General features: G+C 56.2%; 16 protein-coding genes. 13 read left to right on the forward strand and 3 right to left on the reverse strand.

Annotated elements, in window-relative coordinates:
• The first annotated feature begins 333 nt into the window (after window positions 1–333).
• The 5 genes from RTP97_RS09015 to gntU all read left to right on the forward strand — a co-directional run bounded on the left by RTP97_RS09015 (window position 334) and on the right by gntU (window position 5,304).
• Window positions 334–1,371: an oxidoreductase gene (locus RTP97_RS09015; protein ID WP_312412801.1), complete on the forward strand. Its 1,038-nt coding sequence runs from the start codon at window positions 334–336 to the stop codon at window positions 1,369–1,371.
• 122 nt (window positions 1,372–1,493) lie between these two features.
• Entirely contained in the window at window positions 1,494–2,189 is a 696-nt protein-coding gene (locus RTP97_RS09020) for a pirin family protein (protein WP_312412804.1), read from the forward strand.
• A 101-nt stretch (window positions 2,190–2,290) separates the two neighbouring features.
• Window positions 2,291–3,286 carry a gluconate operon transcriptional repressor GntR gene (gene gntR / locus RTP97_RS09025; RefSeq protein ID WP_312211858.1) on the forward strand — a complete coding sequence of 332 codons (996 nt, stop codon included), beginning with the start codon at window positions 2,291–2,293 and terminating at the stop codon, window positions 3,284–3,286.
• 137 nt (window positions 3,287–3,423) lie between these two features.
• A complete protein-coding gene (gntK, locus tag RTP97_RS09030; RefSeq protein ID WP_312211859.1) occupies window positions 3,424–3,945 on the forward strand; it encodes a gluconokinase in 522 nt (173 codons plus the stop codon).
• Between the two features lie 18 nt (window positions 3,946–3,963).
• Window positions 3,964–5,304, forward strand: a complete 1,341-nt coding sequence (gene gntU / locus RTP97_RS09035) for a gluconate transporter (protein WP_312211860.1) — start codon at window positions 3,964–3,966, stop codon at window positions 5,302–5,304.
• A 50-nt stretch (window positions 5,305–5,354) separates the two neighbouring features.
• Here gntU and RTP97_RS09040 read toward each other — a convergent pair whose 3' ends face one another.
• Together RTP97_RS09040 and RTP97_RS09045 are read right to left on the reverse strand one after the other, a co-directional pair.
• Entirely contained in the window at window positions 5,355–6,308 is a 954-nt protein-coding gene (locus tag RTP97_RS09040) for an Abi family protein (protein ID WP_312412806.1), read from the reverse strand.
• Window positions 6,309–6,589: 281 nt separating this feature from the next.
• Window positions 6,590–7,183, reverse strand: a complete 594-nt coding sequence (locus RTP97_RS09045; protein WP_042393172.1) for a YhgN family NAAT transporter — start codon at window positions 7,181–7,183, stop codon at window positions 6,590–6,592.
• A gap of 175 nt (window positions 7,184–7,358) precedes the next feature.
• On the opposite strand from RTP97_RS09045, the gene asd reads away from it, so the two are divergent.
• The 6 genes from asd (at window position 7,359) to glgP (ending at window position 18,141) form a co-directional block, all read left to right on the forward strand.
• On the forward strand, window positions 7,359–8,465 hold the full coding sequence (gene asd / locus RTP97_RS09050; RefSeq protein WP_312412808.1) for an aspartate-semialdehyde dehydrogenase: 1,107 nt from the start codon (window positions 7,359–7,361) through the stop codon (window positions 8,463–8,465).
• A 225-nt stretch (window positions 8,466–8,690) separates the two neighbouring features.
• Window positions 8,691–10,877 (forward strand): 1,4-alpha-glucan branching enzyme, encoded by a 2,187-nt coding sequence (gene glgB, locus RTP97_RS09055; RefSeq protein ID WP_312412810.1) that lies wholly within the window; start codon window positions 8,691–8,693, stop codon window positions 10,875–10,877.
• Window positions 10,874–12,850, forward strand: coding sequence for a glycogen debranching protein GlgX (gene glgX, locus RTP97_RS09060; protein ID WP_312412813.1), 1,977 nt, complete (start codon window positions 10,874–10,876; stop codon window positions 12,848–12,850). The genes glgB and glgX overlap by 4 nt, the downstream gene beginning before the upstream one ends.
• A 14-nt stretch (window positions 12,851–12,864) precedes the next feature.
• Window positions 12,865–14,148 carry a glucose-1-phosphate adenylyltransferase gene (glgC, locus tag RTP97_RS09065; protein ID WP_312412816.1) on the forward strand — a complete coding sequence of 428 codons (1,284 nt, stop codon included), beginning with the start codon at window positions 12,865–12,867 and terminating at the stop codon, window positions 14,146–14,148.
• A 92-nt stretch (window positions 14,149–14,240) separates the two neighbouring features.
• Window positions 14,241–15,674, forward strand: coding sequence for a glycogen synthase GlgA (gene glgA, locus RTP97_RS09070; protein WP_312412818.1), 1,434 nt, complete (start codon window positions 14,241–14,243; stop codon window positions 15,672–15,674).
• Window positions 15,675–15,693: 19 nt separating this feature from the next.
• Window positions 15,694–18,141 carry a glycogen phosphorylase gene (gene glgP, locus RTP97_RS09075; RefSeq protein WP_312412821.1) on the forward strand — a complete coding sequence of 816 codons (2,448 nt, stop codon included), beginning with the start codon at window positions 15,694–15,696 and terminating at the stop codon, window positions 18,139–18,141.
• An 84-nt stretch (window positions 18,142–18,225) separates the two neighbouring features.
• On the opposite strand, the gene glpD is transcribed toward glgP, so the two are convergent.
• On the reverse strand, window positions 18,226–19,731 hold the full coding sequence (gene glpD, locus RTP97_RS09080) for a glycerol-3-phosphate dehydrogenase (RefSeq protein WP_312412823.1): 1,506 nt from the start codon (window positions 19,729–19,731) through the stop codon (window positions 18,226–18,228).
• Window positions 19,732–19,920: 189 nt separating this feature from the next.
• Here glpD and glpE point away from each other — a divergent pair, with 189 nt between their 5' ends.
• Together glpE and glpG are read left to right on the forward strand one after the other, a co-directional pair.
• Entirely contained in the window at window positions 19,921–20,250 is a 330-nt protein-coding gene (gene glpE, locus RTP97_RS09085; RefSeq protein WP_103820339.1) for a thiosulfate sulfurtransferase GlpE, read from the forward strand.
• A 59-nt stretch (window positions 20,251–20,309) separates the two neighbouring features.
• Window positions 20,310–21,131, forward strand: a complete 822-nt coding sequence (glpG, locus tag RTP97_RS09090) for a rhomboid family intramembrane serine protease GlpG (RefSeq protein ID WP_312412827.1) — start codon at window positions 20,310–20,312, stop codon at window positions 21,129–21,131.
• Window positions 21,132–21,139 lie beyond the last annotated feature (8 nt).

Here is a 21,139-nt window from a genome sequence, read left to right on the forward strand (position 1 = left end):
ATGCGTTCAGGGGATGCTACGGTGAACCTGAAAGCACGACATTGCTCACATTGCTTCCAGTATTGTTTAGCCAGCCTATGCTGGCTTTTTTTTTGCGTGTGTATCAACCTGGCTTACTTGCCATTTTGTCCTCGGGAAGTGCTCACAATCCTCACGTACATTAAGTACGCTCCGGTTGTTGCGCGCTTGCCGTGAACAAACTGGCTGCGACGCCGACGGTTGAGGGTTCATTGCGGGTGTTGTAGGCCCGATAAGCGCAGCGCCATCGGGCGTGTTGCCGGGCTCAACTTTGCGCTATGGTTATGGACAGTGATTTAACAAAAGGACTGATCCATGACTCTGCACTGCGCATTTATTGGCTTTGGTAAAAGCACCACCCGCTACCATCTTCCCTACGTTCTCAACCGCAAAGCGAGCTGGCACGTGGCGCATATCTTCCGCCGCCATCCCAAGCCGGAAGAGCAGTATCCTCAGTATCAGCACATCCATTTCACCAGCGATCTCGATGAGGTGCTCAACGATCCGCAGGTGAAGCTGGTGATCGTCTGTACCCACGCCGACAGCCACTTTGAGTACGCTAAACGCGCCCTGGAAGCGGGTAAAAACGTACTGGTAGAAAAACCCTTTACTCCTTCGATGGCTGAGGCCATTACTCTGTTCGAGCTGGCGAAAAGCAAAGGTCTCACCGTTACCCCATACCAGAACCGTCGCTTTGATAGCTGCTTCCTGACGGCGAAAAAAGCCATTGAGAGCGGCAAGCTGGGTGAGATCGTCGAAATCGAGAGCCATATCGACTACTTCCGCCCGATAGCAGAGACCAAACCGGGCCTGCCGCAGGACGGCATGTTCTTTGGCCTGGGCGTGCATACGCTGGATCAGATCATCTCTCTGTTTGGCCGACCGGATCATGTCTCCTATGACATCCGCAGCCTGCGCAACAAGGCCAACCCGGACGACACCTTTGAGGCGCAGCTCTTCTACGGCGATCTGAAGGCGATTGTGAAGACCAGCCACTTCGTCAAAATCGACTACCCGAAATTTATCATCCACGGCACGCGCGGCTCGTTTATCAAGTACGGCATCGACCAGCAGGAGACTAGCCTGAAGGCCAATATCATGCCCGGCGAACCGGGATTTGCCGCTGACGACAGCGTAGCTACGCTGGCGTACCTCAACGATGAAGGAGAGACCGTGCGCGAAGAGTGGCAGCCGGAGCCAGGCGACTATGGCCGCGTCTACGATGCCCTCTACGCTACCCTGACAAAAGGGGCGGAAAACTACGTCAAGGAATCTGAGGTGTTAACCAACCTTGAGATCCTCGAACGCGGGTTTGAGCAGGCGGCACCTGCCACGGTAACCCTCGAAAAATAAGGATTTTTGCTGGTTAACAAGTTGTTCATAATTTTTGAACAGAGGAGTCAATTTTCACCCTCTATCATCCTGGGCCGATCGAGTACACACTTACTCCATCGAAAACAGACGGGGGTGAAAAAATGATTTTCTTACGCAAAGCAAACGAACGTGGTCACGCGAATCATGGCTGGTTAGATTCATGGCATACCTTCTCTTTTGCCAACTACTACGATGCGAATTTCATGGGCTTCTCTGCGCTGCGCGTCATTAACGACGACGTGATCGACGCGGGCCAGGGCTTCGGTACCCATCCCCATAAAGATATGGAGATCCTGACCTACGTGCTGGAAGGGGCGGTTGAGCATCAGGACAGCATGGGTAACAAAGAGCAGGTGCCTGCCGGTGAGTTCCAGATCATGAGCGCCGGGACCGGGGTACGTCACTCTGAGTACAACCCGAGCGAAACCGAACGTCTGCATCTGTATCAAATCTGGATCATTCCAGAAAAAACCGGCATCACGCCGCGCTACGAGCAGCGCCGCTTTGACGCCGCGCAGGGTCGCCAGCTGGTGCTCTCCCCGGATGCCCGGGACGGCTCGCTGAAGGTGAACCAGGATATGGAGCTTTCTCGCTGGCCGCTGCAGAAAGACGAGCAGGGGGATTATCAGATTGCCGCCGGGCGTAAAGTCTGGATCCAGGTCGTGAAGGGTAGCGTCTCTATCAACGGGACTACCGCCACCACCGCCGACGGTCTGGCTATCTGGGACGAGCAGGCCCTGTCGATTCACGCTGACAGCGACAGTGAAATCCTGCTGTTCGACCTGCCGCCGGTATGATGTGTTAAATAAAGTGCGCAACCTCTCCTTATCAGCGGCGAGGTTGCGTCTGCGTCGTGGTAAACTAAAACAATGTTTTCCCGTTTACCCCGCTCAGGACGATGAAAAAGAAAAGACCCGTACTTCAGGACGTTGCAGATCGCGTTGGCGTGACCAAAATGACCGTCAGCCGTTTTTTACGCAACCCGGAGCAAGTCTCCGTAGCATTGCGTGGCAAAATTGCAGCGGTGCTGGATGAGCTGGGCTACATTCCTAATCGCGCACCTGACATTCTCTCCAACGCCACCAGCCGCGCTATCGGCGTGCTGCTGCCCTCTCTGACCAACCAGGTTTTCGCCGAAGTGCTGCGCGGAATCGAAAGCGTCACCGATGCCTATGGCTACCAGACCATGCTGGCCCACTACGGCTACAAGCCCGAAATGGAGGAGGAGCGGCTGGAGTCGATGCTGTCGTGGAATATCGACGGTCTGATCCTGACCGAACGCAGCCATACTCCGCGCACGCTGAAAATGATCGAGGTCGCGGGCATTCCGGTAGTAGAGCTGATGGACAGCCGTTCGCCGTGCCTCGATATCGCCGTGGGCTTTGATAACTTTGAGGCCGCCCGGCAGATGACCGCCGCGATCGTTGCGCGCGGCCATCGTCACGTCGCCTATCTGGGTGCACGTCTGGACGAACGTACTATTATCAAACAGCAGGGGTATGAGCAGGCGATGCGTGATGCGGGCCTGACGCCGTACAGCGTGATGGTGGAGCAGTCCTCCTCTTACTCATCCGGCATTGAGCTGATGCGCCAGGCGCGCCGCGAGTATCCGCAGCTCAACGGTATCTTCTGTACCAACGATGATCTCGCGGTAGGTGCGGCCTTTGAGTGCCAGCGTTTAGGGTTGAAAATTCCGGATGATATCGCGATTGCCGGTTTCCACGGCCATGATATCGGCCAGGTGATGGAGCCACGGCTGGCAAGCGTGCTGACGCCGCGTGAACGCATGGGCCGTATTGGCGCAGAGCGCCTGCTGGCACGCATTCGCGGTGAGGTAGTGACGCCAAAAATGTTAGATTTAGGTTTCACTTTGTCACCGGGTGGATCTATTTAGTCTGACAAATTTGAAGTAGCTCACACTTATTCACTTCTGAGGCCGCCGGTTATTGCTTCTCATCAGCCCCGGCAGGAAAATGTTACCGATAACTGTTACCCGTAACAATCTACCTTTTGTCTCTGTGGGAGCGACCTTTGAGCACGACTAATCACGATCACCACGTCTATGTCCTGATGGGCGTATCCGGCAGTGGTAAATCTGCCGTTGCCAGCGAAGTGGCTTATCAGCTTCACGCCGCGTTCCTGGACGGCGACTTCCTGCATCCGCGCAGTAACATCACCAAAATGGCCGCTGGCGAGCCGCTGAACGATGACGACCGCAAACCCTGGCTGCAGGCGCTGAACGATGCCGCCTTTGCCATGCAGCGTACCAACAAAGTGTCGCTGATCGTCTGCTCGGCGCTGAAAAAGCGCTATCGCGATCTGCTGCGCGACGGCAACCCGAACCTCTCCTTTATCTATCTGAAGGGTGATTTCGACGTGATCGAAACTCGTCTGAAGGCGCGTAAAGGCCACTTCTTCAAAACGCAGATGCTGGTGACCCAGTTTGAAGCGCTGGAAGAGCCGGGCGCGGACGAGCGCGACGTATTGATTGTGGATATCGACCAGCCGCTGAACGGCGTGGTGGCCAGCACTATTGATGTGATTAATAAATAAAAAGATTAAGGCAGTACAGTGGGTACTTTAACGCTTGTTTTGACAGCGGTCGGCTCGGTTTTGCTGCTGCTGTTTTTAGTGATGAAGGCACGTCTTCACGCTTTCATTGCTTTAATGGTGGTCTCTATTGGAGCAGGGCTGTTTTCCGGAATGCCGCTCGACGCCATTGCCAAAACCATGGAAAAAGGCATGGGCGGCACGCTGGGCTTCCTCGCGATTGTGGTCGCGCTGGGGGCGATGTTCGGAAAAATTCTGCATGAGACCGGCGCAGTAGATCAGATCGCGGTCAAGATGCTGAAATCCTTCGGTCACAGTCGGGCGCACTACGCCATTGGCCTTGCAGGGTTGATCTGCGCGCTGCCGCTCTTCTTTGAGGTCGCGATCGTGCTGCTCATCAGCGTCGCGTTCTCGATGGCGCGCCACACCGGCACTAACCTGGTCAAGCTGGTCATTCCGCTCTTTGCCGGGGTTGCGGCGGCGGCGGCCTTCCTGCTGCCGGGGCCCGCGCCCATGCTGCTGGCATCCCAGATGCACGCCGACTTTGGCTGGATGATCCTCATTGGCCTCTGCGCAGCGATTCCGGGCATGCTGATTGCCGGTCCGCTGTGGGGCAACTTTATCAGCCGTTACGTTGAGCTGCATATTCCGGATGACATCAGCGAGCCGCATCTCGGCGAAGGCAAGATGCCGTCGTTCGGCTTCAGCCTGGCGCTGATCCTGCTGCCGCTGGTGCTGGTAGGTCTGAAAACTATCGCTGCCCGCTTCGTTGAGCAGGGCTCTACGCTCTACGAGTGGTTGGAGTTTATCGGCCATCCGTTTACCGCCATCCTGGTGGCGTGCCTGGTGGCCATCTATGGCCTGGCGTATCGTCAGGGCATGGAGAAAGATAAAGTGATGGCGATCTGCGGCACGGCGCTTCAGCCAGCGGGCATTATTCTGCTGGTGATCGGTGCGGGCGGCGTCTTTAAGCAGGTGCTGGTGGATTCCGGCGTCGGTCCGGCACTGGGCGAAGCGTTGACCGGCATGGGCCTGCCCATTGCCATCACCTGCTTCGTGCTGGCTGCGGCGGTGCGTATTATTCAGGGGTCGGCAACGGTGGCCTGTCTGACCGCGGTGGGTCTGGTCATGCCGGTGATTGAGCAGCTGCACTTCTCCGGCGCGCAGATGGCCGCACTGTCGATCTGCATCGCGGGCGGCTCTATCGTGGTCAGCCACGTCAACGACGCTGGCTTCTGGCTGTTCGGTAAGTTTACCGGCGCAACCGAAGGACAGACGCTGAAGACGTGGACGATGATGGAGACTATCCTTGGCACCACGGGTGCGATTGTTGGGATGATTGCCTTCTCGCTGCTGAGCTAAAATTGTCTAAGTGACTCATAAAACGGGGCTTCTATATAGAAGCCCCGTTTTTATTGAAGAAGCGTAGAAGTAGATGGGTATAAAACGCCAGGGTTTCCTTTAATAGTGAGATAGCATCGATGGTTGTTAGCATTAGCAGCAGACAGTAAGTCATACATTTGCTGAATGTTATCAACATCATAGCGTTTATACGAATGCATGTGTCGCTCTAATTCTCTAATACTAAGTATTTGACGAATGCGGGAATCAATACCGATATCAATAACGTATTTTTTAAATTTAGGCGATATCCAGTAAATCAACTCCATTATGTAATCGAGTTTTTCCAGAAGATTATCAACGACCTCTTCTTTATTTCTGACGCTATTTAACATCCATGCTGGTTCATTATGGGAAATTCGATTTCTGAAAGAACGCACTGCCTCGATGCGTCGACGCAACGCATCTCGCTGGTGAAACATAACATTTTTAGTTTCCTGAACCTTCGGCAGTTTGCGAAACACTTTCGTTAGCTCATGCGGCCACAGGTAGTTTTTATCGGAACCATCATAAAAATGCTTGTCCAGAAGATACTCCCATGTCGCAAAATCGCATTGCGAAATGATTTGATCAACCGTTGGCTTAGGCTCCACAACTCCTTTGTTTTCAAGATTCTTTTTGGCGTTTCTTTTTGCATTTTTGATGCTCTCTTGAAACTTACGAGTTTGTTCGGCGACGACTAGCCTGCCGGTGTCATCTTGTTGCTGTCTGGCGGGAATGAGGTTAAACCAATAGTCTCCCTCAGTGGCTGCATACTTAGCATATGCCACATGGTGGAGAGCATTTCGTAAAGCCACTTCAACTAGCTGTATAAGAGGATAGAATGCCCCTACAATAGCGAGATTCCAACAATATGCCCCGAAAAGTTGAGCGTCAGTTTGCGTTGCTAGTGACGTTTTGTAGCTGCTGAGACGGATGCGGCTTAGAAGTCTTGCAGGTTCCGAGTAATCGTAATTTTCTGGCATTATAATCTTAAAATTGTTTGTTTAGCGCTATTTTAAACCAGGGTGGATAGACATACTGTTATACAGAACTCACTTCTAATAGTGAGCCTTACGCGCTACCGATGTGTCAGATGAGCACTTGATACATGTAAATGAGCGTTATATACTCACTCACGTAGCTAATCGATAGTTCTTCTCCCACCTTGCAGTGGTGCCAGTTCTTCGATATCAGGCGAAAGGATACCGACCCCGGAATCATTTAAATGGTCCCGGGGTTGTTTTTTTATCGCGAAACGTAAAGCCTACCCCTTCATCCACACCCGAATGCCGTCCAGGAACATCTGGGTTGCCAGCATCACCAGCACCAGCCCCATCAGGCGCTCAAGCGCGTTAACCCCTTTCTCACCGAGCAGGCGTAAGAACAGCGTCGACTGCAGAAGAATGGCCACCGTGCCGCCCCACGCCAGCATCAGGGCGATCACCAGATGCCCCATCTGATTCGGATACTGGTGTGACAGCAGCATCAGCGTGGCGAGCAGGGTGGGGCCGGCCACCAGCGGGATCGCCAGCGGTACGATAAACGGCTCTTCACCGGCGGGCATACCGTAGCTGCCGCCCTCGGGGCTGGGGAAGATCATCTTAATGGCGATTAAAAAGAGGATGATGCCGCCGGAAATAGAGACGGTCTCGGCGCGCAGGTTAAGGAATGAAAGGATCTTCTCGCCGGCGAAAAGAAAAATCAGCATCAGCAGCAGGGCAATCAGCAGCTCGCGGATCATAATCGCCCGGCGGCGCTTCGGCTCGGTGTGCTTCAGCACTGACATAAAGATAGGCAGGTTGCCAAGCGGATCCATAATCAGGATCAACAGCACCGCGATGGAGAGGATATCATTCATTCTTCTTTTCCCTGAGGATCGCCATAAACGGCCGCTGATAAGCGCTATTTCTGACGGCGACACTATCATTGATTAATTTCACTTGCGACTTTAGCTGCATTTTGTAATGTGTGCGGTATACCAGTAAAAAGATCTGGATTGCTCAAACAGCACACACCTCTGCAGGAAATACGCTATGAAAAATGTTGGTTTTATCGGCTGGCGCGGTATGGTCGGCTCTGTACTCATGCAACGCATGGTAGAAGAGTGCGACTTCGATGCCATTCGCCCTGTCTTCTTCTCTACGTCCCAGCTTGGCCAGCCAGCCCCGACGTTCGGTACAGGCGCGGCGGGCACGCTTCAGGACGCATTTGACCTGGAGGCGCTGAAGGCACTCGACATTATTGTCACCTGCCAGGGCGGCGATTATACCAATGAAATCTATCCAAAGCTTCGTGAAAGCGGCTGGCAGGGCTACTGGATCGACGCAGCCTCTTCGCTGCGCATGAAAGATGACGCCATCATCATTCTCGATCCGGTCAACCAGGAGGTCATTACCCAGGGCCTGAACAATGGCGTGAAAACCTTTGTGGGCGGCAACTGTACCGTCAGCCTGATGCTGATGTCGCTGGGCGGCCTGTTTGCTGAGAATCTGGTGGATTGGGTCTCGGTTGCGACCTACCAGGCGGCCTCCGGTGGCGGCGCGCGCCATATGCGTGAGCTGCTGGCGCAGATGGGCCAGCTGCACAGCCACGTTGCGGGCGAGCTGGCGGATCCGGCCTCGGCTATCCTCGATATTGAACGTAAGGTCACGACCCTCTCCCGCAGCGGCGAGCTGCCGGTAGACAACTTCGGCGTACCGCTGGCGGGCAGCCTGATCCCGTGGATTGATAAACAGCTTGATAACGGCCAGAGCCGTGAAGAGTGGAAAGGCCAGGCTGAGACCAACAAGATCCTCAATACCGACCTGGTTATTCCGGTAGATGGCCTCTGCGTGCGCGTGGGCGCGCTGCGCTGCCATAGCCAGGCCTTTACCATCAAGCTGAAGAAAGATGTCTCTATCCCGACCGTTGAGTCCCTGCTGGCGGCACACAATCAGTGGGCCAAAGTAGTACCGAACGATCGCGAGATCACCATGCGCGAGCTGACCCCGGCGGCGGTGACCGGCACCCTGACTACCCCGGTTGGCCGTCTGCGTAAGCTCAACATGGGACCGGAGTACCTCTCCGCCTTCACCGTCGGCGATCAGCTGCTGTGGGGAGCCGCTGAACCGCTGCGGCGGATGCTGCGCCAGCTGGCGTAACTATCACTGTTTATGAGGAGGTGCAGCGTCACCTCCTTTTTTTTGCACATTTTTTGTGAACCCGCGCGCTGAGTTTTTTGTTAAATACATAATGTAGTCGCAATTCATCCAAATTTATCAGGAGACAAGGGAACCCTTGTCTATGCTTAAGTTGGACCAGCTCCAGGCCAGCGTAGATGTGGCTGGCGAAAAAATGTGGCACATATAAAACAGGATAAAATAACCATGTCCAGTCTTGTCGATAGAGACGTGATTAACGCGCTAATAGCAGGCCATTTTGCGGATCCCTTTTCCGTACTCGGTATGCATCGCACCAATGCCGGACTGGAAGTTCGCGCGTTGCTACCTGACGCCACCGAAGTGTGGGTTATCGAAACGAAAACCGGACGTAAACTGGCCAGGCTAGAGTGCCTTGATTCACGCGGCTTTTTTGCCGGTATCATTCAACGCCGTAAAAATCATTTCCGCTATCAGCTTGCCGTTAACTGGCACGATCACTCCAACCTATTGGACGATCCTTACCGCTTCGGCCCTCTGCTCCAGGATTTAGATGCCTGGCTACTGTCAGAAGGTACGCATCTGCGGCCCTATGAAACCCTTGGCGCGCATGCCGATACAATGGATGGCGTCACCGGTACCAAATTCTCCGTCTGGGCGCCGAACGCCCGACGTGTCTCGGTGGTAGGCGAATTTAATTACTGGGATGGCCGTCGCCATCCGATGCGCCTGCGCAAAGAGTCCGGCATCTGGGAGCTGTTTATCCCTGGCGCGCAGCACGGGCAGATCTATAAATTCGAAATGATCGATGCCCACGGCAACCTGCGCATTAAGGCCGATCCCTATGCCTTCGAGGCGCAGATGCGCCCGGAGACCGCCTCAATGATCTGCGGCCTGCCGGAGAAGGTTGAGCAGACGGAAGAGCGCCGACGGGCCAACGAGTTTGACCAGCCCATCTCCATCTATGAGGTGCATCTCGGCTCCTGGCGTCGCCATACCGACAATCACTTCTGGCTTAGCTACCGCGATCTGGCAGAGCAGCTGGTTCCCTATGCCAAATGGATGGGCTTTACCCACTTAGAGCTGATGCCGATCAACGAGCATCCGTTTGACGGCAGCTGGGGCTATCAGCCGACGGGCCTCTATGCGCCAACCCGCCGCTTCGGCACGCGGGATGATTTCCGCTACTTCATTAAGGCAGCCCATGCGGCAGGCCTGAACGTGATCCTCGACTGGGTACCGGGCCACTTCCCGAGCGATGAGTTCGGCCTCGCCGAGTTCGACGGAACCGATCTCTATGAACATAGCGATCCGCGCGAGGGCTACCATCAGGACTGGAACACGCTAATCTACAACTACGGTCGCCGTGAGGTCAGCAACTACCTGGTGGGCAACGCCCTCTACTGGGTAGAACGCTTCGGTATTGACGCCCTGCGCGTCGATGCGGTGGCTTCCATGATCTACCGTGACTACAGCCGCAAAGAGGGGGAGTGGATCCCTAACGAGTTTGGCGGTCGCGAGAACCTTGAAGCCATCGAATTCCTGCGCAGCACCAACCGCAAGCTCGGGGAGCAGGTTCCCGGCGCGGTAAGCATGGCGGAGGAGTCTACCGATTTCCCAGGCGTATCGCGGCCACCGGCTAACGGCGGGCTGGGCTTCTGGTACAAGTGGAACCTGGGCTGGATGCATGACACCCTCGACTACTTCAAGCTCGACCCTATCTACCGTCAGTATCATCATAATCAGATGACGTTCGGGATGCTCTACAACTACACCGAGAACTTCATTCTGCCGCTGTCGCACGATGAAGTGGTGCACGGTAAAAAATCCATTCTTGACCGGATGCCGGGTGACGCATGGCAGAAGTTTGCCAACCTGCGCGCTTACTACGGCTGGATGTGGGCTTTCCCGGGTAAAAAACTGCTCTTTATGGGCAACGAGTTTGCCCAGGGGCGCGAGTGGAACCATGACAGCAGCCTTGACTGGCATCTGCTGGAGGGCGGTGATAACTGGCACCACGGCGTTCAGCGGCTGGTACGCGATCTCAACACGACCTACCGTCACCACAAGGCGCTGCACGAGCTGGATTTTGATCGTTACGGTTTCGAATGGCTGGTGGCCGATGACAACGCGCGTTCGGTGTTTATCTTCGTGCGCCGGGATAAAGCAGGTAATGAAATTATCGTTGCCAGCAACTTTACGCCGGAGCCGCGCCATGAATACCGCTTTGGCGTCAACCAGCCGGGCCGCTGGCGTGAGGCACTGAATACCGATTCGGTACACTATCACGGCAGCAATATGGGAAATTACGGTACCGTGCACAGCGATGAGATCCCAAGCCACGGTCGCGATAACTCGCTCTCCCTGACGCTGCCGCCGCTCTCTACCATCTGGCTGGTCAGGGAGGGTGAATGACGAAGCTGGCGGCAGGCAAGCCTGCGCCACTTGGCGCGCATTACGAAGGCAACGGCGTGAACTTCACGCTCTTCTCGGCAAACGCAGAGCGGGTTGAGCTCTGCATCTTTGACGATGAGGAGAATGAGCAGCGCTACGATCTGCCTGCCCGCAGCGGCGACGTCTGGCACGGTTTTCTGGAGAAGGCGCGGCCCGGTTTGCGCTATGGCTACCGGGTGCATGGCCCGTGGGATCCAGCCACGGGCCACCGCTTTAACCCGGCAAAGGTGCTGATCGATCCCTGTGCTCGCCGCGTTGACGGCGACGCCATCGATCACGATCTCTTTCACAGCGGCTTCGACATTGCCGATCCGCATAACAACGCGGCCATTGCGTTGAAGAGCGTGGTGGTCAACGAAGCCTTTGACTGGGAAGACGACGCGCCGCCGCGTATCCCCTGGGGCAACACGGTGATCTACGAGGCCCATGTTAAAGGGTTAACGTATCTGCACCCCCGGATCCCAGAAAAGATCCGCGGCACCTATAAGGCACTCGGCCATCCGGTGATGATCGCCTACTTTAAACGCCTCGGGATCACCGCCCTGGAGCTGCTGCCGGTGGCGCACTTCGCCAGCGAGCCGCGCCTGCAGCGGCTGGGCTTAAGCAACTACTGGGGCTACAACCCGCTGGCGATGTTTGCCCTCGATCCGCGCTACGCCAGCGATCCTGACCGTGCCCAGCAGGAGTTCTGCGAGGCGGTCAAAGCGCTGCACGCTGCCGGTATTGAGGTGATCCTCGATATCGTATTGAACCACAGCGCCGAGGTCGATATTGAAGGCCCCACCTTCTCCCTGCGCGGAATCGATAACCGTAGCTATTATTGGATCAGGGAGAACGGCGAGTACGCAAACTGGACCGGCTGCGGTAACACCCTGAATCTGAGCCACCCCGGCGTAGTGGAGTATGCCCACCAGTGTCTACGACATTGGGTAGATACCTACCATATCGACGGTTTCCGCTTCGATTTAGCGTCGGTAATGGGGCGCACGCCGCATTTTGATCCCTGCTCGCCGCTGTTTGAGGCGATAAAAAACGATCCTGTGCTGTCGGCGGTCAAGCTGATTGCCGAGCCATGGGATGTGGGTGAAGGCGGCTACCAGGTCGGCAATTTTCCACCGCTGTTTGCCGAGTGGAACGATCAGTTTCGCGATGCCTCGCGCCGTTTCTGGCTGGCGAAAGATATCTCTCTGGGCCGGTTTGCCACGCGCTTTGCCGGCTCTGGTGACGTGTTCAGGCGCAGCGGACGTCTTCCCGCCGCGTCGGTCAACCTGGTGACGGCGCACGACGGCTTTACGTTGCGCGACTGCGTCTGTTTTAACCATAAACACAACGAGGCCAACGGTGAGGAGAATCGCGATGGTAGTAACAATAACCACAGCAATAATCATGGTATAGAGGGATTAGGCGGGTCGTTGTATGTGATTGAACGGCGGCGAGACAGTGTCCATGCCCTACTGGTCACGCTGCTGCTGTCACAAGGTACGCCAATGCTGCTGGCAGGTGATGAACAGGGTCACAGCCAGCATGGTAACAATAATGCCTACTGCCAGGACAACGCGCTGACCTGGCTTGATTGGGAACAGGCAAACGACGGGCTGACCACCTTTGTGGCCACGTTAGTTCATCTTCGCCAGCAGGTACCGGCATTAACCAATAATACCTGGTGGGAAGAGGGTGACGGCAACGTCAGTTGGCTGAATAAGGATGCTCAGCCTTTAAGCGTGCGGGAGTGGGAGCATGGGGTAGGTCGTTTGCAAATCCTGCTTTCAGACTATCTTCTGATTACGCTGAACAATACGGATAAGGTTACAGAAATTGTTTTACCCGACGGGGAATGGCGCGCCGTTCCTCCATTCGCCGGTGAGGATAATCCGGTGGTAGTGGCTGTCTGGCATGGGCCCGCGCATGGAGTATGCGTTTTTCGAAGGTCATAAAAAAGGAGTTCATCATGGTTAGATTAGATAACAACGATCCGCTAATGTTAGCGCGCCAGCTCCCATTAAAATCTGTAGCCCTGATCCTGGCGGGCGGGCGCGGCACGCGTCTTAAAGACTTGACCACCACGCGTGCCAAGCCTGCGGTACACTTTGGCGGCAAGTTCCGTATTATCGATTTTGCTCTCTCCAACTGCATTAACTCCGGCATCCGTCGTATCGGGGTGATCACCCAGTACCAGTCGCATACGCTGGTGCAGCATATCCAGCGCGGCTGGTCCTTCTTTAGCGAAGAGATGAACGAGTTTGTCGATCTTCTCCCCGCTCAGCAGCGCGTGCACGGTGAAAACTGGTATCGCGGTACGGCGGATGCGGTCACCCAGAACCTCGACATTATTCGTCGCTATAAGGCGGAGTACGTGGTGATCCTCGCGGGCGATCACATCTACAAGCAGGACTACTCGCGCATGCTGATCGACCACGTCGAGAAGGGCGCGCGTTGCACCGTGGCCTGTCTGCCGGTTCCGGTGGCGGAAGCGACGGCGTTTGGCGTCATGGCGGTCGATGAAAACGAAAAAGTAATCGATTTCGTTGAGAAGCCCCCTAAGCCGCCATCAATGCCTAACGATCCAACCCGGGCGCTGGCCAGTATGGGGATCTATATCTTTGACGCCGATTATCTCTATGAGCTGCTGGAGGAGGACGATCAGGATCCCGCCTCCAGTCACGATTTCGGCAAAGATATTATTCCCAAGATCACCCGCTCCGGCATGGCCTTTGCGCACCCGTTCCCGCTCTCCAGCGTGCAGTCGGATCCGGACGCAGAGCCCTACTGGCGCGACGTGGGAACCCTGGAGGCCTACTGGAAGGCTAACCTCGATCTCGCCTCCGTGACCCCCGAGCTGGATATGTACGATCAAAATTGGCCTATCCGAACCCACATGGAATCGCTACCGCCTGCTAAATTTGTACAGGATAGATCGGGTAGTCACGGCATGACGCTCAATTCGCTGGTATCAGGGGGCTGCATTATCTCCGGTTCGGTAGTGGTGCAGTCGGTGCTGTTCCCGCGCGTGCGCGTTAACTCATTCTGTAATATCGACTCGTCGGTTCTGTTACCGGACGTCTGGGTAGGCCGCTCTTGCCGCCTGCGCCGCTGCGTCATTGACCGCGCCTGCGAGATACCTGAAGGCATGGTCATCGGTGAAAACGCAGAGGAGGACGCCCGCCGGTTCTACCGTTCAGAAGAAGGCATTGTGCTGGTCACGCGTGAGATGTTAAGCAAATTAAAAGAGTGACGGCATCAAATCATAACCTTGCGCGGAAGGGGTCCGCGCGCTGGTTTACCGCTACCGCTCGCATACGGTAGCGGTTTTTAACAGGAGCGAGAATGCAGGTTTTACATGTATGTTCTGAGATGTTCCCGTTGCTCAAGACCGGTGGTCTGGCAGATGTACTTGGTGCACTCCCTGCGGCGCAAATAGCCGGTGGTGTTGATACTCGCGTACTGCTGCCGGCATTTCCTGATATTCGGCGCGGCATTACCGATGCGAAAGTGGTGTCCCGACGTGAAACCTTTGCCGGACACATCACGCTGCTCTACGGCCACTATAACGGCGTTGGCATCTATCTGATTGATGCCCCACACCTCTATGACCGACCCGGCAGTCCGTATCACGACACTAACCTTTTTGCCTATACCGATAACGTACTGCGCTTTGCCCTGCTCGGTTGGGTAGGCAGCGAGATGGCCTGCGGTCTGGATCCGTTCTGGCGTCCGGATATTGTCCATGCCCACGACTGGCATGCTGGCCTGGCACCTGCTTACCTTGCCGCACGTGGCCATCCGGCGAAATCGGTATTTACCGTGCATAATTTAGCCTACCAGGGTATGTTTTATGCTCAACATATGGCTGAAATAGAACTGCCATGGTCATTCTTTAATATTAATGGCGTAGAGTTCAACGGTCAGATCTCGTTCCTGAAGGCGGGACTCTACTTTGCCGACCACATTACGGCGGTTAGCCCGACCTATGCGCGGGAGATCACCGAGCCGCAGTTTGCGTACGGTATGGAGGGGCTGCTGCGGCAGCGTCATGCGGAGGGTCGCCTCTCAGGGATCCTCAACGGCGTTGATGAGCAGATCTGGGATCCGGAAACCGACCTGCTGCTGGCGTCGCGCTTTACCCGTGATTCGCTGGAAGATAAGGCGGAGAACAAGCGTCAGCTGCAAATTGCCATGGGGCTGAAGGTGGACGAGAAGGTTCCGCTCTTCGCCGTGGTCAGCCGCCTGACCAGCCAGAAAGGGCTGGATCTGGTGCTGGAGGCACTGCCGGGCCTGCTGGAGCAGGGCGGACAGCTGGCCCTGCTGGGCGCGGGCGATCCGGTGCTGCAGGAGGGCTTCCTGGCTGCCGCTGCCGAACATCCGGGGCAGGTGGGGGTTCAGATTGGCTATCATGAAGCCTTCTCGCACCGCATTATGGGCGGCGCGGATGTGATTCTGGTGCCGAGCCGTTTTGAGCCGTGCGGCCTGACCCAGCTCTACGGTCTGAAGTACGGCACGCTGCCGCTGGTGCGGCGTACCGGTGGGCTGGCAGACACCGTATCCGACAGCTCACTGGAGAACCTGGCGGACGGTATCGCCAGCGGATTTGTCTTTGAAGACAGCAATGCCTGGTCGCTGCTCAGGGCGATAAGGCGTGCTTTTGTGCTGTGGTCCCGGCCTTCGCTGTGGCGCTTTGTTCAGCGTCAGGCGATGAATATGGATTTTAGCTGGCAGGTTGCCGCTCAGTCCTACCGGGATCTCTATTATCGGTTGAAGTAGAGCACCAGGAATCACGTTTATGAATGCACCCTTTACCTATACCTCACCAACACTCAGCGTCGAGGCGTTAAAGCACTCTATTGCCTATAAGCTGATGTTTACCATTGGTAAAGATCCGGCTATCGCCAACAAACATGAGTGGCTGAACGCCACGCTGTTTGCCGTACGTGACCGCCTGGTTGAGCGCTGGCTGCGCTCAAACCGTGCGCAGCTCTCTCAGGAGACGCGCCAGGTCTACTACCTGTCGATGGAGTTTCTGATTGGTCGCACCCTTTCCAATGCGATGCTTGCGCTGGGCATCTATGGCGATGTTAAAAACGCGCTGGAGGAGATGGGGCTGGATCTCGAAGAGCTGATCGACGAAGAGAACGACCCGGGCCTCGGCAACGGCGGTCTGGGCCGCCTTGCCGCCTGCTTCCTCGACTCGTTGGCTACCCTTGGCCTGCCGGGGCGCGGATACGGCATCCGCTACGACTACGGTATGTTCAAACAGAACATCGTGGATGGCCGGCAGAAAGAGTCCCCGGACTACTGGCTGGAGTACGGCAACCCGTGGGAGTTTAAGCGCCACAACACCCGCTACAAAGTGCGATTTGGTGGCCGTATTCAGCAGGAGGGGAAAAAGACCCGCTGGCTGGAGACCGAAGAGATCCTTGCGGTCGCCTACGATCAAATCATCCCTGGCTTTGATACCGACGCCACCAATACGCTGCGGCTGTGGAATGCCCAGGCCAGTAGCGCGATTAATCTCGGTAAATTCAATCAGGGCGACTATTTTGCGGCGGTGGAAGATAAAAACCACTCGGAAAACGTCTCCCGGGTGCTCTACCCGGATGACTCCACCTACTCTGGTCGTGAGCTACGCCTGCGCCAGGAGTATTTCCTTGTCTCCGCCACGGTGCAGGATATCCTTAACCGCCACTTCCTGCTGCATAAGACTTACGCCAACCTCGCTGATAAGGTCGCGATTCACCTCAATGATACCCACCCGGTACTGGGGATCCCTGAGCTGATGCGCCTGCTGATCGATGAGCACAAGTTCTCCTGGGATGACGCCTTTGAGGCGACCTGCCAGATCTTCTCCTATACCAACCATACGCTGATGAGCGAGGCGCTGGAGACCTGGCCGGTAGACATGCTGGGTAAAATCCTGCCGCGCCATCTGCAAATTATCTTTGAGATCAACGACTACTTCCTGAAGACCGTTCAGGAGCAGTATCCGAACGACACCGGGCTGCTTAGCCGCGTCTCGATCATTGACGAGTCCAACGGCCGCCGGGTGCGCATGGCCTGGCTGGCGGTAGTGGCCAGCCACAAGGTCAACGGCGTCTCCGAGCTGCACTCCAACCTGATGGTGCAGTCGCTGTTTGCGGATTTTGCGCGGGTGTTCCCGACGCGCTTTACCAACGTGACCAACGGCGTGACGCCGAGACGCTGGCTGGCGCTGGCGAACCCGTCGCTGTCGGATGTGCTCGACGAGCATATCGGGCGCACCTGGCGAACCGATCTCAGCCAGCTCGGCGAGCTGGAGCAGCACATCGATTTCCCGACGCTAAACCAGGCGGTGCGCCAGGCGAAGCTGGATAATAAAAAGCGCCTTGCGCTCTACATCGGCCAGCAGCTTAACGTGGTAGTGAACCCGAAGGCGCTGTTCGATGTGCAGATCAAACGTATCCATGAGTACAAGCGCCAGCTGATGAACGTCCTGCACGTCATTGCCCGCTATAACCGAATCAAGGCCGATCCGGATGCGGACTGGGTACCGCGCGTGAATATCTTTGCCGGTAAGGCGGCCTCGGCCTACTACATGGCGAAGCATATTATTCACCTAATCAACGACGTGGCGAAGGTGATCAATAACGATCCGCAGATTGGCGACAAGCTGAAGGTGGTGTTCATTCCGAACTACAGCGTCAGCCTGGCGCAGCTGATCATTCCGGCAGCAGATCTCTCCGAGCAGATTTCGCTGGCGGGAACGGAGGCCTCCGGCACCAGCAACATGAAGTTTGCCCTCAATGGCGCGCTGACCATCGGCACGCTGGATGGTGCAAATGTTGAGATGCTGGAGCATGTGGGTGACGACAATATCTTTATCTTTGGTAACACAGCGGAAGAGGTTGAGACGCTGCGTCGTCAGGGCTATAAGCCGCGCGACTACTATGATAAAGATGAAGAGCTGCACAGCGTCCTGACGCAGATTGCTACCGGCGTGTTTAACCGCGACGAGCCGGGCCGCTACCGCGATCTGGTGGACTCCCTGCTTAACTTCGGCGATCACTATCAGGTGTTGGCCGATTTCCGCAGCTACGTTGACTGTCAGGACAGGGTGGATGAGCTTTATCGCCAGCCGGAAGAGTGGACCATTAAAGCGATGCATAACATCGCCAATATGGGCTACTTCTCCTCTGACAGGACGATCAAGGAGTACGCGGACAAAATCTGGAACATCAAGCCGATACGCCTGTAAAAACAAAACGCCCGGTGGCGCTATGCTTACCGGGCCTACACGTAGGCCGGGCAAACGCAGTGCCGCCCGGCGTTTCAATATCAACTACGATGCTAGCGACAGTTCACGCTTGGCCCAGTTAGCCAGCCACTGCGTCACTCGCGACTGCTCCTCCGCGTTCAACCACATGCCTGCCTTCGTCCGACGCCAGATGGCATCATCGAGGCGGCGCACCCACTCATGCTCAACCAGATAGCGCAGTTCAGCTTCGTAGAACTCATGGCCGAAGTTCTCGCCAAGCTCCTCAAGCGACGTCGCACCGGCAAGAATAAGCTCGCTGTTGCTGCCGTAGGTGCGGGCGTAGTGACGAGCCTGCGTCTCGCTGATAAACGGGTAGCGGCGACGCAGCTTCGCCGCGTAGTCGTCACGATCGCCGGCAATATCGCCCCCTGGCAACACGCACGCTTTCGTCCACGCCGGGCCGATGCCGCTGTAGTATGGCGTCAGCTTCTCCATCGCATGCTCGGCCAGCTTGCGGTAGGTGGTGAGCTTACCGCCAAAGACGGAGAGCAGCGGCGCTTTACCCTCATCATCGCGAATATCCAGGGTATAGTCGCGGGTAATGGCCTGCGGTGAGTCGGACTCGTCGTCGCACAGCGGACGCACGCCGGAGTAGGTCCAGACGATATCGTTCCGGGTCAGCGGCTTTTTAAAGTGCGCGTTATAGACCTTCAGCAGATAGTTAATCTCGCTCTCGTCGATCTCAACGTGTTTGGCGTCGCCCTTATACTCCACGTCGGTGGTGCCGATGATGGAGAACTCGTCCATCCATGGGATCACAAACACGATACGCTTATCTTCGTTCTGCAGAATGTAGGCCTGCTTCTGGGAGTGCACGCGGGGCACCACGATATGGCTGCCTTTGATCAGGCGGATCCCATACGGCGACGGCAGCTGCATCCCCTCGTCAAAGAACTGTTTCACCCACGGACCAGTGGCGTTCACCAGGCCGCGCGCCTGCCAGCGATACGTCTCGCCGGTATCAACGTCTTCGGCTTCGACGATCCACAAACCGTTTTCCCGGCGTGCCGAGGTCGCCCGGGTGCGGGTTAACACCTCGCCGCCTTTACGCGCCACCATCTGCGCGTTCGCCAGTACCAGCCGCGCATCGTCGACCCAGCAGTCAGAATATTCGAATCCGCGCACGATCTCCGGCTTCAGCACCGACTCTGAGCCAAAACGCAAGCCGGTAGAGCCGGGCAGGCTGGTGCGCTTGCCCAGATGATCGTACATAAACAGGCCGATGCGGATCATCCACGCCGGACGCAGGTGCGGGCGGTGGGGCAGGCGAAAGCGCATCGGGAAGGCGATGTGCGGGGCCATCTGTAACAGCACCTCACGCTCTGCCAGCGCCTCGCTTACCAGACGAAACTCGTAATGCTCCAGGTAGCGCAGGCCACCGTGGATCAGTTTAGAGCTGGCGGAAGAGGTGGCACAGGCCAGATCGTTTGCCTCCAGCATGAGCACGGAGAGACCACGCCCGGCGGCGTCTGCCGCGATACCGGCACCGTTGATGCCCCCACCTATCACAATCAGATCTTTGGTTTCCATGCTCACCTCATGCACTTTCGTAAAAGCTCAAAAATGTTCGATATCGCTCATAATAGCAAACGAACGCGCCTTTGGTAACAGCAAAAAAACAATTTAGAGTGATATGCATAACATAATGGCGTTTACCTGGCGGAACGACGTAAAATTAGAGAATGTGTAACGTGCATATCCAACAGAGATGAGAGCGCAATGGATCAGTTTGAGTGTATTAATGTAGAAGAGGCCCACCAGAAGATGCATCAGAAGCTAGCGGTGCTGGTCGATATTCGCGATCCGCAAAGCTACGCCATGGGCCATACCCCAGGCGCGTTTCATCTGACCAACGATACGCTGGGTACCTTTATGCAGCAAAACGACTTTGATACGCCGGTGATGGTGATGTGCTACCACGGCAACAGCAGCAAAGGCGCAGCCCAGTACCTGCTGCAACAGGGTTTTGACCAGGTCTACAGCGTTGATGGCGGCTTTGATGCCTGGCATCGCCATTTCCCGGCGGAAGTGGCGCACGGTACGCTTTAGTCAGCGGAGCAATAACCCGCTATACTGCCCTCTTTTGTGTGGAAAAAGCGACCGCCAGCATGTTGATGATCACCTCTTTTGCTAACCCGCGCGTCGCCCAGGCGTTTGTTGATTATATGCAAACCCAGGGCGTTGTTTTGACTATTCAGCACCACGAGACCAGCGACGTCTGGCTGGCGGACGAAAGCCAGGCCGGGCGCGTGCGCGCAGAGCTGGCGCGCTTTCAGCAGAACCCGGAGGATCCGCGCTACCTGGCGGCCAGCTGGCAGTCAGGGCAGATTGACAGCGGCCTGCACTACCGTCGCTACCCCTTCTTCGCTACCCTGCGCGAGCGAGCCGGAGCGGTAACGCTGATCGTAGCCCTGCTCTGCGTGCTGGTATTTGTGCTAATGAGCACGCTCGGCGACCAGATTGTCATGGTCTGGCTGGCGTGGCCTTTCGATCCCTCCCTGCGGTTCGATCTCTGGCGCTACTTCAGTCACGCCCTGATGCACTTTTCCGTCATGCATATCCTCTTCAACCTGCTCTGGTGGTGGTACATCGGCGGGGCGGTGGAGAAGCGCCTCGGCAGCGGCAAGCTGATTGTGATTACCCTTATTAGCGCGCTGCTCAGCGGCTATGTGCAGCACAAGTTTAGCGGGCCGTGGTTTGGTGGCCTCTCCGGCGTGGTGTACGCCCTGATGGGCTATGCCTGGCTGCGGGGCGAGCGCGATCCGCAAAGCGGTGTCTATTTGCCGCGCGGCCTGATAGCCTTCTCCTTAATATGGTTAATTGCCGGCTGGTTTGATCTGTTTGGCATGTCCATCGCCAACGGCGCGCACGTCACCGGCCTGGCCGTGGGGCTGGCAATGGCGTTTGTTGATACGCGAAAACGAACATAAAAGCTCAG

This window comes from Pseudescherichia sp. (assembly GCF_031998825.1).
In the GTDB taxonomy this organism is placed as follows: Bacteria; Pseudomonadota; Gammaproteobacteria; order Enterobacterales; family Enterobacteriaceae; genus Pseudescherichia.

Bases quoted from the DNA above. Each gene is read 5' to 3' on its own strand.
- RTP97_RS09015 (WP_312412801.1), top strand. From the start codon at position 334: ATGACTCTGCACTGCGCATTTATTGGCTTTGGTAAAAGCACCACCCGC.
- RTP97_RS09020 (WP_312412804.1), top strand. From the start codon at position 1,494: ATGATTTTCTTACGCAAAGCAAACGAACGTGGTCACGCGAATCATGGC.
- gntR (WP_312211858.1), top strand. From the start codon at position 2,291: ATGAAAAAGAAAAGACCCGTACTTCAGGACGTTGCAGATCGCGTTGGC.
- RTP97_RS09040 (WP_312412806.1), bottom strand. From the start codon at position 6,308: ATGCCAGAAAATTACGATTACTCGGAACCTGCAAGACTTCTAAGCCGC.
- RTP97_RS09045 (WP_042393172.1), bottom strand. From the start codon at position 7,183: ATGAATGATATCCTCTCCATCGCGGTGCTGTTGATCCTGATTATGGAT.
- asd (WP_312412808.1), top strand. From the start codon at position 7,359: ATGAAAAATGTTGGTTTTATCGGCTGGCGCGGTATGGTCGGCTCTGTA.
- glgB (WP_312412810.1), top strand. From the start codon at position 8,691: ATGTCCAGTCTTGTCGATAGAGACGTGATTAACGCGCTAATAGCAGGC.
- glgX (WP_312412813.1), top strand. From the start codon at position 10,874: ATGACGAAGCTGGCGGCAGGCAAGCCTGCGCCACTTGGCGCGCATTAC.
- glgC (WP_312412816.1), top strand. From the start codon at position 12,865: ATGGTTAGATTAGATAACAACGATCCGCTAATGTTAGCGCGCCAGCTC.
- glgA (WP_312412818.1), top strand. From the start codon at position 14,241: ATGCAGGTTTTACATGTATGTTCTGAGATGTTCCCGTTGCTCAAGACC.
- glgP (WP_312412821.1), top strand. From the start codon at position 15,694: ATGAATGCACCCTTTACCTATACCTCACCAACACTCAGCGTCGAGGCG.
- glpD (WP_312412823.1), bottom strand. From the start codon at position 19,731: ATGGAAACCAAAGATCTGATTGTGATAGGTGGGGGCATCAACGGTGCC.
- glpE (WP_103820339.1), top strand. From the start codon at position 19,921: ATGGATCAGTTTGAGTGTATTAATGTAGAAGAGGCCCACCAGAAGATG.
- glpG (WP_312412827.1), top strand. From the start codon at position 20,310: ATGTTGATGATCACCTCTTTTGCTAACCCGCGCGTCGCCCAGGCGTTT.